This window comes from Allofournierella sp. (assembly GCF_048388525.1).
Lineage (GTDB): Bacteria > Bacillota > Clostridia > Oscillospirales > Ruminococcaceae > BQOK01.
On sequence record NZ_DBGCTQ010000092.1, the window covers coordinates 1 to 17,017 of the forward strand.

General features: G+C 56.8%; 15 protein-coding genes and 2 pseudogenes. 7 read left to right on the forward strand and 10 right to left on the reverse strand.

Going from position 1 to position 17,017, the window contains the following annotated elements:
• The 6 genes and pseudogenes from ACMLHZ_RS10765 to ACMLHZ_RS10790 form a co-directional block, all read left to right on the forward strand.
• Positions 1-1,031: pseudogene (locus tag ACMLHZ_RS10765) on the forward strand (cell envelope biogenesis protein OmpA); the annotation flags it as partial.
• Between the two features lie 291 nt (positions 1,032-1,322).
• On the forward strand, positions 1,323-3,404 hold the full coding sequence (locus ACMLHZ_RS10770) for an elongation factor G (protein ID WP_418667724.1): 2,082 nt from the start codon (positions 1,323-1,325) through the stop codon (positions 3,402-3,404).
• A 256-nt stretch (positions 3,405-3,660) separates the two neighbouring features.
• Positions 3,661-4,146 carry a transcription elongation factor GreA gene (gene greA / locus ACMLHZ_RS10775; protein WP_418456044.1) on the forward strand — a complete coding sequence of 162 codons (486 nt, stop codon included), beginning with the start codon at positions 3,661-3,663 and terminating at the stop codon, positions 4,144-4,146.
• Between the two features lie 149 nt (positions 4,147-4,295).
• A complete protein-coding gene (lysS, locus tag ACMLHZ_RS10780) occupies positions 4,296-5,831 on the forward strand; it encodes a lysine--tRNA ligase (protein WP_418667725.1) in 1,536 nt (511 codons plus the stop codon).
• Positions 5,832-6,251: 420 nt separating this feature from the next.
• Positions 6,252-6,536 (forward strand): hypothetical protein, encoded by a 285-nt coding sequence (locus tag ACMLHZ_RS10785; RefSeq protein WP_418667726.1) that lies wholly within the window; start codon positions 6,252-6,254, stop codon positions 6,534-6,536.
• On the forward strand, positions 6,523-6,759 hold the full coding sequence (locus tag ACMLHZ_RS10790) for a hypothetical protein (protein ID WP_418667727.1): 237 nt from the start codon (positions 6,523-6,525) through the stop codon (positions 6,757-6,759). The genes ACMLHZ_RS10785 and ACMLHZ_RS10790 overlap by 14 nt, the downstream gene beginning before the upstream one ends.
• A gap of 167 nt (positions 6,760-6,926) precedes the next feature.
• On the opposite strand, the pseudogene ACMLHZ_RS10795 reads toward ACMLHZ_RS10790, so the two are convergent.
• From ACMLHZ_RS10795 to ACMLHZ_RS10840, 10 genes and pseudogenes are all read right to left on the reverse strand, one after another.
• Positions 6,927-7,427, reverse strand: a pseudogene (locus tag ACMLHZ_RS10795) (site-specific integrase); the annotation flags it as partial.
• Complete coding sequence (locus ACMLHZ_RS10800; protein WP_418667728.1) at positions 7,426-7,788, reverse strand: serine hydrolase; 363 nt, start codon at positions 7,786-7,788, stop codon at positions 7,426-7,428. The pseudogene ACMLHZ_RS10795 and the gene ACMLHZ_RS10800, both read right to left, overlap by 2 nt.
• Before the next feature lie 315 nt (positions 7,789-8,103).
• Positions 8,104-8,403, reverse strand: coding sequence for a hypothetical protein (locus tag ACMLHZ_RS10805; RefSeq protein WP_418667729.1), 300 nt, complete (start codon positions 8,401-8,403; stop codon positions 8,104-8,106).
• 88 nt (positions 8,404-8,491) lie between these two features.
• Positions 8,492-9,316 (reverse strand): nitroreductase family protein, encoded by an 825-nt coding sequence (locus ACMLHZ_RS10810; protein ID WP_418667730.1) that lies wholly within the window; start codon positions 9,314-9,316, stop codon positions 8,492-8,494.
• A gap of 25 nt (positions 9,317-9,341) precedes the next feature.
• Complete coding sequence (locus ACMLHZ_RS10815) at positions 9,342-9,752, reverse strand: DUF3788 family protein (RefSeq protein ID WP_418667731.1); 411 nt, start codon at positions 9,750-9,752, stop codon at positions 9,342-9,344.
• A 92-nt stretch (positions 9,753-9,844) separates the two neighbouring features.
• On the reverse strand, positions 9,845-10,582 hold the full coding sequence (locus tag ACMLHZ_RS10820; protein WP_418667732.1) for a helix-turn-helix domain-containing protein: 738 nt from the start codon (positions 10,580-10,582) through the stop codon (positions 9,845-9,847).
• A 458-nt stretch (positions 10,583-11,040) separates the two neighbouring features.
• The gene (locus ACMLHZ_RS10825; RefSeq protein ID WP_418667771.1) at positions 11,041-11,514 is read right to left on the reverse strand and encodes a hypothetical protein; all 474 of its coding nucleotides are present in this window, start codon (positions 11,512-11,514) and stop codon (positions 11,041-11,043) included.
• On the reverse strand, positions 11,465-11,590 hold the full coding sequence (locus ACMLHZ_RS10830; protein ID WP_418667733.1) for a hypothetical protein: 126 nt from the start codon (positions 11,588-11,590) through the stop codon (positions 11,465-11,467). Before ACMLHZ_RS10830 ends, ACMLHZ_RS10825 begins: the two co-directional genes overlap by 50 nt.
• Before the next feature lie 142 nt (positions 11,591-11,732).
• Positions 11,733-13,895, reverse strand: a complete 2,163-nt coding sequence (locus tag ACMLHZ_RS10835; RefSeq protein WP_418667734.1) for a glycosyl hydrolase family 65 protein — start codon at positions 13,893-13,895, stop codon at positions 11,733-11,735.
• On the reverse strand, positions 13,888-15,684 hold the full coding sequence (locus ACMLHZ_RS10840; protein ID WP_418667735.1) for a glycoside hydrolase family 125 protein: 1,797 nt from the start codon (positions 15,682-15,684) through the stop codon (positions 13,888-13,890). Before ACMLHZ_RS10840 ends, ACMLHZ_RS10835 begins: the two co-directional genes overlap by 8 nt.
• A 209-nt stretch (positions 15,685-15,893) precedes the next feature.
• Here ACMLHZ_RS10840 and ACMLHZ_RS10845 point away from each other — a divergent pair, with 209 nt between their 5' ends.
• Positions 15,894-16,916 (forward strand): LacI family DNA-binding transcriptional regulator, encoded by a 1,023-nt coding sequence (locus ACMLHZ_RS10845; protein WP_418667736.1) that lies wholly within the window; start codon positions 15,894-15,896, stop codon positions 16,914-16,916.
• The last annotated feature ends 101 nt before the right edge of the window (positions 16,917-17,017 follow it).

Below are 17,017 nucleotides of genomic sequence, written 5' to 3' on the forward strand. Positions count from 1 at the left end.
TGTGCCTGTTTACCGGCAAGGGCGCGGCCGCGGCCCTGACCAGCCTGGCGGGAACCCTGTGCCTGGGCGGCCCCCTGGCCGCCACGCTGGTGAGCGCGGTGCCCGGCATGCTGATGCAGAAGAGCGCAGCCCGGGTGGGGGCGGTGATTCCCGGCTGGAGCGCCGTGGCCGAGCTGGGCCGCGCCAACATGGTGGTGGCCGGCGCAAAGGACCTGTTCCCGGCCAAGAGCGTGCGGCTGCACGGTATTAAAACCTTTGACAAGCAGCGCATCGACCTGGCCATTCTGTACGCGGCTTCGGTGCTGATCAAGGGCTGCGATACCCTGCGGGAAGTATTTCTCACCATCATCCAGGACCGCACCGATTTTTTGTACCCGGTGGAAAACCTGGAAAATCTGCCGGGCTATGGGTTTACCGCCTGGGTGAACAACAACCGGGTGCTGGTGGGCAACCGCGCCATGATGCAAAAGCAGGGGGTCGAGATCCCCAGCCTGGATTACGAGCAGCGCTATACCAAGGGCAGCAAGGAGCCCATTTACCTTGCGGTGAGCGGCCGCCTGTTCGCCATGTTCCTGGTGAGCTACCGGGCGGACCCCCAGGCGGCCGAGGTGCTGGACACCCTGCGGCGGCAGGGCGTTTCGGTGCTGGTGCACAGCGACGACTTCTCGCTGACCGGCGCGCTGGTGGCGGGGGTGTATGGCCTGCCCGAGGACAGCGTGAAGGTTCTGACCGGCGCCGACCGCAAGGCACTGGATCCCGCGAGCGCCTACCTGCGCGAGAGCGAGGGCTGCATGACCCACCTGGGCACCTTCTCGTCTTTTGTGGGGGGGCTGACCGCCGCGGCGGGCGCCGCCTGGGGCGAGCGCGCCGCCAGCCTGGTGCAGGCGGCTGGGGTGGCGTTCAGCTGCGCTTTGGCCCTGCTGCTGGCGTTTACCGGCGGTTTTGCACAGCTGGCGCTGCCGGCCCTGCTGCTGTATCAGGCGGCCTGGGGCGTGCTGGCGCTGGCCATGCCTCTGCTGAAAAAATATTAAAAGCGGCCGCGTGCCGCGCGGGCGGCCCCGATGTTCGGGGCCGCCTTTTTTGACGCCGGCACGGCAAAAAATGGCCGCAGGGGCGCCGGCTCAGCGCTGTTTGTGCAAACGGAGGAATGTCAATGGGCAATTTGTACAAAGCTGGACGGGGATTTTCTGTGAGGGCAAAGGGGAAATTTGATTGGACAGTTCTTTTAAAAAGCCCTCCTTTGTGGTAGTATTTTTGTATAGGTTGCTGCCGCTGCGGCACAAGGGCAAAAACAAGCGGCAGAAGAGAGGTTGTTTACGATCATGAATTACGCCAACACAGACATCCGCAACATATTGGTGGCCGGTCACGCCGGCTGCGGCAAAACCACCCTGGTGGAAGCGCTGCTCTATACCACCGGCGCCATGGAGCGCATGGGGCGTGTGGAAGATGGCAATACCACATGCGATTACGACCCCGAAGAGGCAAAGCGCCAGGCTTCGCTGAACCTGGCGGTGGCCCCGGTGGAGTATGCCGGGACCAAGCTGAATTTTTTGGACGTTCCCGGCCTGTTCGATTTTGAGCTGGGCGAATATGAGGGCATTCAGGCCGCCGGCAGCGTGCTGATCACGGTGTCGGCCCGGTCGGGTGTGACCGTTGGCGCCGAGAAGGCGTACCATCTGGCCGAGAAAAAAGGCCGCAGCCGGGTGGTCTTTGTGAGCAAGATGGATCTGGAAAACGCGAACTTTTACAAGATCCTGGAAGAGCTTAAGAGCAAGTTCGGCCCGTCGGTCTGTCCCTGCGTGGTGCCCTTCCGCACGCCGGACGGCACGGTGCTGTACATCAACCTGTTCAGCCAGAAGGCCTTTAAGTATGAGGGCGGCAAGCAGGTGCAGGTGGCCATGCCGGACATGGCCCACCGGCTGGACGGCCTGGTGGAGGCCATGAGCGAGGCGGTGGCCGAGACCGACGACGCGCTGATGGAGAAGTTTTTCTCGGGCGAGCCCTTTACCACCGAGGAGATCGTGCAGGGGCTGGCCAAGGGCTGCAAGAGCGGCATGATCACCCCGGTGTTCTGCGGCAGCGCCGTGAACCTGCAGGCGCTGGATATGCTGCTGTATAACCTGAAAGTGCTGCTGCCGAGCCCTGCCGAGGTGACGCCCCCGGTGGCCCGCACAAAAGAGGGCACCGAGGTGGAGCTGGCCTGCGACCCGGCGGCCCCGGCGGCGGCCTATGTGTTCCGCACGGTGGCCGACCCGTTTGTTGGCAAGCTGAGCTACGTGAAGGTGTTCAGCGGCACCCTGAAGGCGGACACCGCCCTGGTGAATGCCCGCACGGGCGAGACCGAGCGCTTTGGCAAGCTGCTGGCGCTGCGCGGCAAGCGCCAGACCGACGCAGGCAGCATTGGCGCGGGCGACATTGGCGCGGTGACCAAGCTGCCCGCCGCCCAGACCGGCGATACCCTGTGCGACCCCGCCCGGGTGGCCGCGCTGCCGGCCGCCGCTTTCCCGAACCCCACCCTGGCCATGGCGCTGCGGGTGGTGAAAAAGGGAGACGAGGGTAAGATCGGCGCGGCGCTGGCCCGCCTGATGGAAGAGGACCGTACCCTGAGCTACCGGGTGGACCCCGAGACCGCGCAGCAGATCATCAGCGGCCTGGGCGAACAGCACCTGGACGTGGTGGTAGCCAAGCTCAAGGCGAAGTTCGGCGTGGAGGTGGAGCTGAGCGCCCCCCGTGTGGCTTACCGCGAGTCGGTGCGTAAAAAGTGCAAGGCGCAGGGCCGCCACAAAAAACAGACCGGCGGCCATGGCCAGTTCGGCGATGTGTGGATCGAGTTCGAGCCCTGCGACAGCGAGGAACTGGTATTTGAGGAAAAGGTGTTCGGTGGCAGCGTGCCCCGGAACTACTTCCCGGCGGTGGAAAAAGGCCTGCGGCAGGCCGCGCAGCACGGGGTGCTGGCCGGTTATCCGGTGGTGGGCCTGAAAGCCACCCTGCTGGACGGCAGCTATCACCCGGTGGATTCCAGCGAGATGGCGTTTGTGATGGCTGCCAAGATCGCCTACAAGGCGGCCCTGCCCGAGGCGGGCCCGGTGCTGCTGGAGCCTTTCGGCACCCTGAAAGCCCACGTTCCCGGCGACAACACCGGCGATATTATGGGCGATGTGACCAAGCGGCGCGGCCGCGTGCTGGGCATGAGCCCGGACGAGGACGGCCAGCAGGTGGTGGAGGCCGAGGTCCCCATGGCCGAAATGCAGGACTTCACCACCTTTATGCGGCAGCTCACCCAAGGCCGCGGGCATTTTACCCTGGAATTCGTGCGCTACGAGCCCCTGCCCGCCAACCTGGAGGGCAAGGTGATCGAGGAAGCAAAGAAACTGGGCAATGGCGCGGAGGAGGAGGAATAAAAGAACCCCCCGCGGCATAAACTGAATTAACGCAGGCGGACCCACAGGCAGGGCACGGCGCCCCGCCTGTGGGCCCAAATTTTGGGCGGGTGCCAAAAAAAGCGGTGCTCTTTTGGCGAATCAGCCGAAAAAACGGCGCTTATATTGACAAGCAAAGTGGAATCCGATATACTATCGAAATTAAGTGGATGACCCACACATGGTTCCAAGCGCGCGCGTGCGCGCGTATTATTATATTGGGGAGAATTGCAGTATCATGAGCAACAAAGAAGTCGTCATGACCCGCGCGGGCCTCAAGGCCCTGGAGGACGAACTGGAAGAACTCAAGACCGTCCGCCGCAAGGATGTGGCGGAAAAAATAAAGGTGGCCCGCGGCTTTGGCGACCTGTCGGAAAACAGCGAGTACGACGAGGCCAAGAACGAGCAGGGCTTTATCGAGAGCCGTATCGTGCAGCTGGAGGCCACCCTGAAGCACGCCCGCGTGATCGACGACGACGATCTGGACCTGAGCGTGGTTTCGGTGGGCACCCATATAAAGATTGTGGACGAGGACGGCGAAGCCGAGGAATACGATATGACCGGATCCACCGAGGCAGACCCCCTGAACGGCAAGATCAGCGACGAAAGCCCGGTGGGCGCCGCGCTGATCGGCAAAAAGGTGGGCGAAACGGCTGAGGTGGTGCTGCCCAACGGCGGGACGGTTCAGTACAAAATCCTGGAGATCGGCCGCGCGGCGCTGTAAAAACGCTGTAAAACGGCGTAAATACGAAGTTTTCATGCAAAAACAGGTGCCATGGCACCTGTTTTTGTGCTATAATAGCAAGGCGTAAGCCGCCCCGGCGGCTGGAACAGAAAATCGGCGCCCCGGTGGGCGCGCGGGAGGATAAAACGATGGAGCCAAATGAAGTGAAGAACAAGGCGGCCGAAGTGGCTGAGGAGCTCACCGAAAAGGCCTATAACGAGCTGGTGACCGTGCGCCGTGACAAGCTCAAATGTTTGCAGGAAGCGGGGTGCGACCCTTTCCAGCGCACAAAATACCCCCAGGATTCCTATGCGGCCGACATTAAGGCAGAGTTTGCGCACCTGGAGCCGGAGCAGGAAACCGGCAAGGCCGTGTGCCTGGCGGGCCGCATGATGAGCAAGCGGGTGATGGGCAAGGCCAGCTTTGCCGACCTGCGCGACCACTCGGGCGATATCCAGCTGTATGTGCGCCGGGACGTGGTGGGCGAGGAGGAGTACGCCGCCTTTAAAAAGTGCGATATCGGCGACGTGATCGGCGTGAAGGGCGAGGTGTTCCGCACCAAGATGGGCGAGATCAGCGTGCGGTGCACCGAGGTGCTGCTGCTGGCCAAGAGCCTTTTGCCCCTGCCCGAGAAATTTCACGGCCTGAAGGACCAGGAGATGCGCTACCGCCAGCGGTATGTGGACCTGATCGTGAACCCCGAGGTGAAAGACACCTTTGTGCGGCGCAGCCAGATTTTGCGGGAGATCCGCGACTACCTGGACGGCAGAGGCTTTTTGGAGGTGGACACCCCCATCCTGCTGCCGCTGGAGATCGGGGCCGCGGCCCGGCCCTTTGTGACCCACCACAACACCCTGGATATTGATATGTACCTGCGGGTGGAGACCGAGCTGGCCCTGAAGCGCCTGATCGTGGGCGGCTTTGACCGGGTATACGAGGTGGGGCGCATTTTCCGCAACGAGGGCATGGATACCCGCCACAACCCCGAGTTCACCAGCATCGAGCTGTATCAGGCCTATACGGATTATAAGGGGATCATGGACCTGGTGGAGGATCTGTACAAGCACCTGGCACAGACCGTGTGCGGCAGCCTGGTGATCCCTTACCAGGGCAAGCAGATCGATATGGGCCATTGGGAGCGGCTGACCATGGCGGAGGCCGTGAAAAAGTACGCCGGGGTGGACTATTATGCCTGGGAAAGCGACGAGGCCGCCCGCGCCGCCGCCAAAGAACACCATGTGGAGGTGCCGGCCGGCGCCACCAGAGGCGCGGTGCTGGTGGAATTCTTCGACGCCTATGTGGAGGAGCATCTGATCCAGCCCACCTTTATTTACGACTACCCGGTGGAGAACAGCCCCCTTGCCAAGCGCAAGGCGGACGACCCGGCTTTTACCGAGCGGTTTGAGTATTTCATCAACGCCACCGAGTTCGGCAACGCCTTCAGCGAGCTGAACGATCCCATCGACCAGAAGGAGCGGTTCGAGCGGCAGGTGGCGGCCCGCAAGGCCGCGAACCCCGCCGACACCTGCCAGGTGGACTACGATTATGTGAACGCGCTGGAATACGGCCTGCCCCCCACGGGCGGCCTGGGCTTTGGCGTGGACCGGCTGATCATGCTGCTCACCGACTCGGCCTCGATCCGGGACGTGCTGCTGTTCCCCACGATGAAACCGCTGGACAAGTAAACACCCCAAAAAGCACAATATGTAGCGGTTGTGGAACAAGACGGGGCTGAATATGGGATTCACCCGCTGCAACTACAACTTTTACTACAACTTTTGCGCCGAACCCTGCGAAACAGGACGGCTGGGTACGAAGGGCTGGCCCGACAAGGATCTGTCGTGGTCAGCCCTTTGACTATTTACGGTCCTGCTTATTTACAGCAGCTTGAATTGCCCGCTGATGTTTTTGACCTTGCTCTGCATAGTTTCTTCTCTGAACTGAACCGGAAGGGTTTGTGAAAACATGGATGTTTACGCATGGTACAGCAACGATTGTTTCTACGAACACAACGAACATTGCACCCGAAGAAATAAGGTAGTTACTTATAGAAGCATGTGCCGGTTTCAAATTATATCACAATGAAAACAAGGGAGGTTCGGCACATGAAACATAAGAATATGTGCTACGATAACCGCTATAAATACAAACTGAATATGCTTGAACCGGGGCTTATCATGATGAAACTCATGGGAATAGTATTTGTAACTGGTATTCTATTTTGGGCGGCAGGGTGGCATTGGCTTTCTTCAATTGCTTTGTTTTTGGCAGGAGCCGTATTTGCTGTTTTGCTAATCTTGTTAGCCATTGAAGCACATCAGGACAAGGTGTTGAATGATATTGCTATGCGGGAAAATAATGAATGGGAGAAAAAATATGGAAGCGGTTAAAAATTATATGTATACAGAACGTGCGCATTTTATGTGCCCTAATATGCACTTTGGAATTATGGCAAAAATAGAAAGTAATTATGATGAAGGGCAGCTCAGACAAAGCATAGACACCCTTCAAAAAGCGCACCCGTTTCTGCAAAGTTTAATTGCTGAGGAAACGGACACTGGCAGATTTTATTATCAGAGACAAGATTGTTTGAATATTCCTGTAAATATCTGAATAGATTTTTGATTATCTCTTTATTTCTTTTTAAATGCCGGGAAAGCCCGTAACCCCGGGCTTTCCCGGCTTACTGTGTATTGGAAGAACCTCACATATACCCCCATAACCGCTTATGTCTTTGCTCTGAAAAGTAGTAGATTGAGTAGTAAAATACAATCTTACTACTATGCCGCAATGTTCATTCCAGTGTCCAGGCGGTCCATTTCTGCCTTGGCCGAATCGAAATTGGCGTGGGCATAATAGTTGAGCGTCATGACGATGTTTGCGTGGCCCATGATGTATTGCAATGCCTTGGGGTTCATGCCTGCATTGGCCTTCTTCGTGCAGAATGTATGCCTCATGGTGTGAGGGGTCATTACCTTTGGCAGAGGTGCCTCATGGCACTTGTTGTGCTTTTTCAACAGGCACTTGAACATGGCATCGTAGTTTGCCGCCGTTTTTGGCAGGCCGTCCCGGTTCAGGAACAGGAAATGCGCATATCCATCAATGATGATAGGTTTGGCACCCTTGCGGTTCTTCAGGACACGCTTGAACGCTTCGCTGGCGGCTGCGGTCATTGGTATCTGCCTGATGCCGCTTTCCGTCTTGGGTGTCTCAATGTAGAAACCGTCCTCTGCGCTCCGTAAAAGCTGATGATCTACTTTGACATAGCTTTTTTCAAAATCAAACCTTTGTCCATGGCTCCGACCTGTATTTATACGGCGCGGTCATGGTCAGCAGGTGCCTGATTGTCACCTGCTGTATGGTCTTTTCTCCCCGTTTTATAGTGTAGTCCGGGAAAAAGTCCAGTACTGACTGATCGATACTTTTTATGAAACCTTTGTCAAGCGCAATCCCAAGCAGCAGAGAAACAACGCTTTTTGTTGCCGACATGACGTGTACGGTATCAGTCGTTTTGTGATCATGCCATGTGTCATTGATGAGCGTAACGCCGTTTTTCAGCGCGGTGATCTGGCAGATGTTGTCTTGTGTCGTGGAAATAAAGTTATGAAATTCTTTATCACTCATATTCTTACTCGCTTTCATGTGCTTATTTTCTGGTACGCATTTTCCGCCAAAGGCGCCCTTGTCCAATAAGGCGCAGCAATACCAGCCCTACAAATCTGGATTTATCTGCTGATTATGCTCTTTAACCCTGTTGTCTTTCTTTCACAGGGTCTTTGCCTTTTAGAATCAGCATGATGTTTTCTGCATTCTTCACATTTGCCGTGAAACTCACATTTTGTTTTTTTACAAGGGCACTTTTTGTTTATTATCATTTTCTATCACCATAAAATTGGTCGTTGTTCACCTTATTCCAATAAGACGTAGTGAAACAGGCCAAGTACCAATAAACAGGTACTAATCTACATTGCTCTGTTTAACACTGTCATATGCCACAGATGTCGGGAAATACTTTGAGCTTAATCTGAAATTATAAGTAGTCCCCGATTCATCGGAAAAGCCAACAATATAATCATCATATACGGTTGAAAACTCAATGTTTTTATATGTCAGGCCAATTCCACTGTAATTTTCGTTCACATAACTTATCGCAGTCTGTTTTCCAATCATTTTTGGAATTACACCAGTAATCCATAACGCTATAATCAATATGATGATGGCTACAATTCCGACGAATACATATTTGCTTTTATTCACAGGTCTTTCCTCCGTAAACTAAGATGTGTTGGTGTGCCTTTTCCGCCTAAGATGCGCTTTTCCAACAAGGCCGTTTTTTTGCAAATCGTTACCATTTATCATAATGGATCTTCCCCGGTTCCCAGCGGTGGCATAATTCCTTTTCCTCATCCGGCCAGCCAAACGCGATCACCGAGGCAGGCTCCAGCTTGGAGGGAAGTTCCAATAGATCAATCAGCAGCTTCCGCCAATCAGAGCTTGACGCCACACCGCACCAGACGCCTCCCAGGCCCAGGCCATGAATGCCCAGCAGGATATTCTGCGTGGTAGCGGCGCAGTCCGCATACAAAAACTCCTTTATGCCCTCTATATTTTTATCACCACAAACGACGATGGCACCCGCGGCCTCCGCAAGCATAGCCGCATGTGAATTTCGTGAGGCAAGTTCTGCCAGAAGCTGTCTGTTCCTGATCACGATAAAATGATAAGGCCGCTTATTTTGGGCCGTAGGCGCATACAACCCGCAGCACAGCATTGCCGTGACCAACTCGTCTCCGACTGGCCTGGAGGTAAATTTTCGTATGCTTTGACGCGTCTTGATTGCGGTCAGTACATCCATCCCACTGCTGACGGAGGCAGGTTCTTCCTGTTTGTTACCGGCAGGCTCTATATCTTCGAGTGCCATGACAACCCGCGCGGTCATGGCCTGCCCGTCAAATCCGATGGACTTTTGCAGCCCCTTATCTATGACCATCAGAAATTTTCCGCCGCCACGGGATAGTAATTTGCTGCGGTACTTGACACCATTGATCGTACCGCTGACATAGATCGTGCCCTTCGGTTTACAAAACCGCTCCCTTGCATGGAACGGAATTTCAAAAAAGGTCAGTCTGCCTGCATTGTCCTTTTGAATAAGCGCCTCAAATATTTCCATTGCGATTCCCTCCATCCTGGCCGGCCTATGTGCATTTGACCGTTAAAAGCGTTTGAATATCATCAAGCTGCTCCCTGCATGTGACGCGGTAGTGAAGCCACCCGCCGTCGCCGCAGGGATACTTATGGTCGATCTGTTCCCGCGTCCCCGTTTGCACCTTGCCATAGATGGAATCAAACTGCTTGTTTGACAGCCTCACCATCACGGTAAACGCGCTCTCCTCGGCGAAAACATGACAGATCAGCTTTTTGTTTTTCCGATGGACGACTCCCCAGCCATATCCGTTCCCATAGGGAAATGTGACCGCCTGCGTTGTTCCAAATGTGCCGGACAGCCACTCATTCAACTGTGTAAACAACTCCGCACAGGCCCCGCAGTACGCCATCATCTGCGCAATGGTCGGTTCTTCTTGTTTGTTCAACATTCTCTCGTACATACAATTCTCCACTTGTTTCCATAGCCACAATCGTTCCTCCAAATTGGGATTTGCCGCTCCGTTCAATTCCCCTACAAACTGGAAGTTCCCGGCTAAATAAATTGTGTAAATGCGTCTGCTTTCGTTACACCATCCACATGAATATATACGTCCATATAGGTCACTTCACCTTTTTTATATACATGCTCAAAGCAGCTAAGAATATTTTCCTGCTGTTTCCCCTTAAAGTTGTTTGCCTGAAGATATTCCATTATCCTCTTATACGCAGTCGGAATTCTTTCAAAAGCCTGAACAAAAGGTTCTTTAATTGTTATTACCGCATAATCCGCTTCAATATTTTCTGAATACTGTACTCCCGGACATTCCGTTTCAAATCTCTCCGGGATCACATAAGCAGCTGCATATCCGCGCATTCCGAATCTGTTTTGTTGTTCCGGAGATACATAAGGAAAATCCCATCCAATAAGCTTTGCCTCCGGACAAGCAGCTCTAAGCCCACTGTTTATGGCCCATGTTTCCATATATCCGTTTACGTCAGTTTCCGGATTCGGAGAAATAATAACGTAACTTGCCATCTTAAAGGCGGCCACTCTTTTTATCTGTATGTCTGAATATATCTCACTTTGTGCAGAAAGCTTCTCTTTCACAAGTGTATCCAATTTACAGGAAAAGACTGAACACATATCAACCAGCTTCGCAAGCTCCGGAATCACTTCATCCGTTTCCCATCTTGATACCGTCTGTCTGGTAACACCCATTCTTTCTGCAAGCTGTTCCTGGGTTAATTTTTTTTGTTTTCTCAAATAACTGATGTTTGTCCCTAAGCTCATATTTTTCATCTCCACATGCATTTTTTCAGCATTCTAACATGCTTATTTTCAGTCAGTACACTGTCCTTTCTGTATGTAATTATGACATACGGAGCGTTGCAAAACCACCAACCCATGTGCGCTTTTTCACATTTTAATGCAACGCCGCATGTTGCATTAAAATAAAAATTCCCACAACCACAGCTTCCGCATTCTTCGTCCGCCTGCTTGAATGCTGATACTAAAACGTCTTTATCAGCTTTTCCGTCACTGCCCCAATGCCTCCGTACAAAAACACTGTTCCGCAAAGCCGGTGGGATTCCCATTGTCAAAAATCCATTCCGATACGGTTTCCATCGTCAGCTCAAAGAACACTTCATCCGACTGAATAAATCCATCGTCTTTTCCGAACGAATACGGGTAACGCGCCATATAAGCCGCTTTGATTTCTGTGTTTCCATCGTCCACGAAACACAAATTTAACGCATATATGCTTTCACTGCCTTGAGCGGTATTCCCATCCTCTCAGAAATCTCTTCCATTGTCATTCCTTCATCCGAAAACCGCTTGCAAACGGCTTTCATATTTTCGCCAACCTCTATGATGTGATGATCGGGATCATAAAAGCGCACGACTCTTTGTCCCCATGCGTGCTCCATAACCGGATGGACATATTCAACCGTGTTGATAGAACTAAGTTTATCCAGAAATTGATCAAAATCACCTTCTTCAAAATAGACTTCAACATCATTCCCTTGATAGGAGATTTCTTTGCCCACAACCCCTTTCCAGCTTTCCTCAGTTTTATATTCCGCCTTTCTGTAAAAGGTGCCCATACCCGTGTATAAGTTTTCTTTACGAATGGAGAGATGTGATTTCTCCGTGGGCCGCCCATCGTAAAGACTATTGTAGCAATGTTTCAATAGCAACGCTACCTCCGCGGACAATTTCAATGCGGTTTGCATAGTATTTTCCCAATAAGGTGATTAAGTCATTGTTACGGTTTTCTGTTTGGACGCTTTCAATCATCACTGTTGCCGGAGAATAATCAATAACAGAAACATGAAATGTCAATAAAATTATGTGATAAGGCGAACCCCCGCCGCTGGTTTTTCAGCGGCGGGGGTTCGCTGCGTAAGAGCGCGGGGTGGGGGCTTTTAAAAAGCGCGGGTCAAAAAGCGGCCCCGGTTTGCCGGGGACGACAATCGCCCCCTTCGGGGGTGACGCGGGCCTCGTACTGGACCCCGTGCCAATAAAACCGGAAGCGAAGGCACTTCCACCCCTGGGGCAGATGCGGCGCCAGGCGGGGGCCATCGGGGGTGAAGTGCAGCCCCGCAAAGCCGAACACCACGGCCTGCCAGCTTTCGCCCAGGCACGCCAGATGCAGGCCTTCCTTGCCGGTGTTGCCCATGATATCGCGCAGGTCCAGGTATAAAGCCTTTTCAAAATAGCTCCACGCCGCGGCGGCCAGGCCGTTTTGCGCGGCAAACAGGGCATGGGTGGCGAAGCTGAGGGTGGAATCGTGCAGGCACAGGGGCTCGAACTCCTGCCAGGCGGCCAGCTTTTCCTGCGGGGTGAAATCCTGCGGCAGGCGGGTCATGAGCAGCAGCACGTCGGCCTGCTTGATGACCCGGTAACGCTGCAGCCGGTCGAAGCACACCCGGTGATAGCTGGCCTCGGATCCCTGCTTTAAGCCGGCCGGGTCCACCGGCTCCAGCAGATGGAAGGTGTCGTCGGTGCGCCAGTGGCCGGTGAGGGGGTCCTTGGGCAGCTTGAGCCCGTCGTGCAGGGCCTGCCAGCCTTGCAGCTCCTGTTCCGAGAGGCTGAGGGCCTGCCAGCGGGCGGGCTCTTGCGATTGCAGGTATCGCGCGGCGGCCAGCGCAAGGCGCAGGTTGTGCCGCACCAGCCAGCCGGTGAACAGGTTGTTGCTGGTGATGCCGCAGTATTCGTCGGGCCCTTTGCAGAACAGCAGGTTGTACCCCCCGGCGGGGTCGGGGGTGCAGCGGCTGGCCCAAAAGCGGGCGGTCTCCACATAGACCTCCCGGGCGGCGGGGGCCAGCGCCTGGTCGCCCGAGATCTGCAGGTATTGCTCCAGCGCGAACACCACGTCCGCCGTGATGTGAACTTCGCTTGCCCCGATGTCCCAGCTTTCGCACTGTTCGCTGCCGTCGAAGGCGGCCATCCAGGGGTAACGCGCGCCGGCGCCGTTCATTTTTTGTGCGTGGGCCCGGGCCGCCGGCAGGCAGCCCACCCGGTAGCGCTCCAGGCTTTGGGCGGCCTGGGGGTGGGTGAGCAGGTAAAAAGGCATCATAAACAGGTCGGTGTCCCAGAAATAGCAGCCCTTATAGCGGGTGTGAGTGAGGCCACGGGCCCCGATGCTGACGGTGTCGTCGCGCGGGCTGCAGTTGGCCATGAGCTGGTAGACGCAGTAGCGCAGGGCCGCCTCGCTGGCCTTGTCGCCCTCGATGCGCAGGTCGCTCTCCTGCCAGCGGGCCTGCCAGGCGGACCGGGCCTGGGCCAGAAGCTCGTCGAACCCGGCCCGGGCGGGGAGCGGCGCGAGGAGGGGGTCTTTATCGCGGCTGGTGTAAACACCGCACAGCTTGTCAAAGCAGGCGGCCCTGCCGGGGCGCAGCTCGCCCGTAAAGGTGTAACCCCACGCCTCGCCGGGGCGGCGCAGCTCTTCCGCCTGCCAAGCCGCGGGCTGCCGTAACAGCAGCTGCTGGACAAGCTCCAGCCCGGTGGCGCGGGCCCGGTAGCGGGCGGTCAGGCCGCCCGGCACAAATTCCGCGCCGAGCGCGGCCATCAGCTGCACCGTTTCGGTGCTTTCCTTCACCTGGTCGTCCGGCACCGGGCGGTTGCAGCTGGCACTGAAGAGGCCGGTGATCACGACCGCGGTGATCGCCCTGTCGCTGCACAGGGTGAGGCGCTGGGCCAGCAGGGCGGGGCGGTCAGGGTCGAAAAAGCGCTGTTCGGTGACCGCCACCCGCGCGCCACCCGCCAGCAGGGTATATTGCTGGGTGAGCAAACCGCAGGCCAGATCCAGCGTGTAGGTCACCCCGCCCTCCGGAATACCGGGCTCGCCGCCCAACAGGAGGCGGTGCCAGGCCGGGGTGGGCAGGTTGACGAGATCGGTGATGCCGGGCTTGATGCCGGCGAACATGCCCGCCACAAACAGGCCTTTTTCCGCCGGGCGGGCGGCGGGCTCGCCCGCCACATAGCCCCGCAGACCCATGCGGCCGTTGCCGGTGAAAAACAGGCTTTCGAAAAAGGGGTCGCCAAACCCGGAACTTTTGCCACGCACCAGCCAGCCGTTCAAAACAATGTCGTCACGCATGAGGGGCAGCCCCTTTCAGCGCGGTGCGCAGGCTGTGGCACAAAAAGCCCGCGCAGGTGGCGAAGGCCTGGCCGGTGGCGGCCTCGCCGGTCACCTCGTGGATGCTTTCGCAGACGATGCCGTTGTCCATGGAGGCTTTGCGCAGGATGGCAAGGCTGTGCCCGACCCGGCCGCACAGCAGGCTGTTGGCCACGCTGAGGATCCAGGGATGGGGCGCGTGGGGGCAGCCGATCTCGGCAATGGGGCTGGCGGCAAAGCTGTATTTGTATTCCGGCGAGCGGATCATGGCCACGGTGTTCTGGTAGACCTCATCCTGCGGGCTGCAAAAGCCCAGATACGGCAGCAGCTGCAGGCTGCCCGGGGGCTCGTCGTACACATCGTGGCCGCCGGAAAGATCCACCGACCAGGCGTAATAGGGCCTGCCCGCCGCATCGGTTTTTACGCAGTGGGCCCCGATGGCGGCGCGCACCTGCCCGGCCTGGCACGCGAGGTCCTGCCGGCCGGGCAGCAGCTTGGCCAGGGCGCGCAGGCCGCGCCACACCAGCACGTTATCGTAGGTGAGGTAGGGGTGGACCCGCTCGTCGTCGGTGGGCTGCAAAAAGGTCTCGTACAGGTCGGCCTGCGAGGCCTTTTTGGTGGCCAGCTTTTGCAGCACCTCCCCGAGCCCCTTCTGCACCTGGGGCTCGGCGGCAAAGGCCGTGTCTCCGGTGGCGCCGACATACCGCTCCAGCGCCAGCACAGGGGCCATCAGCTCATCCAGCTCAAACCCGGGTTCCAGCACCGTGCCGTCGATAAAGCGGGAGTGAACCCCCAGGTTGCGCCGCTGGCGGCCGAACACATATTCCAGCATGCGGCGGGCGAGCGGCGGGTCGGCGTCCAGAATGGCGGGAAAGCTCCAAAACAGGCTGTCCCGGTCCCAATAGGCGGCGCTCACGTAGTAGCGGGGGCTGCGGCTGGTGACGAGCACCAGCTCCTCGGTGTCCAGCGTGACGCCGGTGGAGTAAAAAATGCAGAAGAACAGGTTTAAATTGTAAAGCCGGGTGAGAGCCTCGTCGCCCAAATCGAGAGTGCGCGCCCCCAGCCAGGCCAGGGTGCGGGCCAGCTCGGCCTCGTAGCCCTGGCGCAGCATCTCCTTGGCACTGGTGGCGGCGGCCACCTCCTCAAAGCCGAGCCCCCAATACAGGGTGAGCGCGGCCTCTTGGCCCGGGGCGAGGGTGAGATCGCACCCGATCTCATATTGCACCGCGCCGTTTTCCGCTGTATGGGTGGAACGGCAGGGCCGGTCGGCCATGGGGGCAAAGCAGAACATGGGCACGCCGCAGCGCAGATCGAACACGAGCCCCCCGTTCCAGGGGCTCTGGAAGCAGTGCTTGACGCCGTCGATGGGCTTGTCCTCGTTGACGCAGTGCCAGCTTTCGGCCCATTCCCCTTTTACACCGAGGGTGAGAGAGAGGGGAGCGGCGGTGGGATTGTGAATTTCCAGCCGGAGGGCGAAGCCGCGCTCCTCCACCGGGGCGAGATATGTTCCGGTGAGCGCCGCGGCCCCCGCCCGGGCATGAAATTGGGGCACCCAATGGCCCAGCCTCTGCCAGCGCAGCCCGCACAGGGGCGCCTGCCCGCCCTCTGTTTCCACGAAGGGCAGGATCAGCGGCAGGCCGCCGCCCCGCACGTCCACAAGGCCCTTGTAATTCATGTGCAGAAAGGTAAAATCTTCGATGCCGGCGGTGGCCTGGTCGATGCGGGGCAGGGAGACCATCTCGTTGCCGGTGGGCAGATATCGCTCTGTCATAGCATTTCCTCTTCTTTAAATTGTATAAGTGAAACGATTAAACGATTTATAAGTCAAATATAACATAAAAATCGTGAGTGTCAACACTATTTTGCACAAAATTTTAAAAATGTGTTGACATATACTGCTGTTATGAGTATGATAAAACTGTAATCATGAGTTAATCGTTTAAACGATTTAAGCCCTCCCGAGGAAAGGAAGTCAGCGCGATGTCCAAGCGAGCGACCTTAAAAGACGTAGCCGCCAAAGCGAGGGTGAGCCCGGCCACGGTCTCCTACGTTTTAAACGGCAAGCGCACCATTTCACGGCAGACCAAGGAGCGGGTGCGCCAGGCGATCGAGGAGCTGGGCTATGTGCCCGACCTGAGCGCCCGCAGCCTTTCCAGCCGCGACTCCAAGCTTATCGGGGTGGTGGTGCCCCAAACCGAGCCGGGCAGCAAGCTGATGCTGCAGAACAATTTTTACAGCGAGATTGTGGGCAGCATCGAGTATCATGCGCGCCAGCACGGGTACCACGTGATCATCTCGGCCACCGATGTGAGCGAGAGCTACCTTACCCTGGCAAAGGAGCGCAACCTGGACGGGATCATTGTGATTGGCATGTACCCGGACGAGTTTTACCAGCAGATGAAAAAGACCCAGATCCCCATCGTGCTGATCGACAGCTACTGCAACGACCACTATTACCACAGCGTGCGCATCGACGACGCCTATGGCAGCTACCTTGCCACCCGCCATGTTTTGGAATACGGCCACAAGCGCATCGCCTTTTTCTGCGGCCTCATCAAGGAGAACGGCGTGATCAAAAAGCGGCTGACCGGCTACCGGCAGGCGCTGGAGGAGCGGGGGATCGCCTACGACCCGGCGCTGGTGTTTGAGGGCAAGATCGACTACGAGAGCGGGGTGCAGCTGGCCCGCCAGCTGGCGCGTTCGGCCACAGAGGCCACCGCCGTGGTGGCCACCGCCGACATTTTGGCGGTTGGCGCGATGAAGGGCTTTTACGACGAGGGACTGCACGTGCCCGACGACATCTCGATCATAGGCTTTGACGACCTGGAGCTGGCCCAATATATGACGCCCGGGCTTTCCACCATCAAACAGGAGATCCCGCTGAAGGGCGAGCGCGCGGTGGAGCTGCTGCTGGACAGCATCAACGACGAGACCCTCACAAAGCACGAGCTGGTTTTGCCGGTGAGCCTGATCACACGCGGGTCGGTAAAACGCCTTGGGTAAAAAATAAAAGGGGGAATGAAAAAAGCGGCCCACACCCGCCTGGACAGCACGGTGAGCCGCGGCAAAAAACGCCACTGGAAGCAGCCTTTTTTGCTTAAATT

Excerpts from the sequence above, each read along its gene's own strand:
- ACMLHZ_RS10830 (WP_418667733.1), bottom strand. The coding sequence starts at position 11,590 with ATGATTGAAAGCGTCCAAACAGAAAACCGTAACAATGACTTAATCACC.
- ACMLHZ_RS10770 (WP_418667724.1), top strand. The coding sequence starts at position 1,323 with ATGAATTACGCCAACACAGACATCCGCAACATATTGGTGGCCGGTCAC.
- ACMLHZ_RS10815 (WP_418667731.1), bottom strand. The coding sequence starts at position 9,752 with ATGTACGAGAGAATGTTGAACAAACAAGAAGAACCGACCATTGCGCAG.
- ACMLHZ_RS10785 (WP_418667726.1), top strand. The coding sequence starts at position 6,252 with ATGAAACATAAGAATATGTGCTACGATAACCGCTATAAATACAAACTG.
- ACMLHZ_RS10810 (WP_418667730.1), bottom strand. The coding sequence starts at position 9,316 with ATGGAAATATTTGAGGCGCTTATTCAAAAGGACAATGCAGGCAGACTG.
- greA (WP_418456044.1), top strand. The coding sequence starts at position 3,661 with ATGAGCAACAAAGAAGTCGTCATGACCCGCGCGGGCCTCAAGGCCCTG.
- ACMLHZ_RS10820 (WP_418667732.1), bottom strand. The coding sequence starts at position 10,582 with ATGAGCTTAGGGACAAACATCAGTTATTTGAGAAAACAAAAAAAATTA.
- ACMLHZ_RS10835 (WP_418667734.1), bottom strand. The coding sequence starts at position 13,895 with ATGCGTGACGACATTGTTTTGAACGGCTGGCTGGTGCGTGGCAAAAGT.
- ACMLHZ_RS10840 (WP_418667735.1), bottom strand. The coding sequence starts at position 15,684 with ATGACAGAGCGATATCTGCCCACCGGCAACGAGATGGTCTCCCTGCCC.
- lysS (WP_418667725.1), top strand. The coding sequence starts at position 4,296 with ATGGAGCCAAATGAAGTGAAGAACAAGGCGGCCGAAGTGGCTGAGGAG.
- ACMLHZ_RS10790 (WP_418667727.1), top strand. The coding sequence starts at position 6,523 with ATGGAAGCGGTTAAAAATTATATGTATACAGAACGTGCGCATTTTATG.
- ACMLHZ_RS10845 (WP_418667736.1), top strand. The coding sequence starts at position 15,894 with ATGTCCAAGCGAGCGACCTTAAAAGACGTAGCCGCCAAAGCGAGGGTG.
- ACMLHZ_RS10800 (WP_418667728.1), bottom strand. The coding sequence starts at position 7,788 with ATGAAAGCGAGTAAGAATATGAGTGATAAAGAATTTCATAACTTTATT.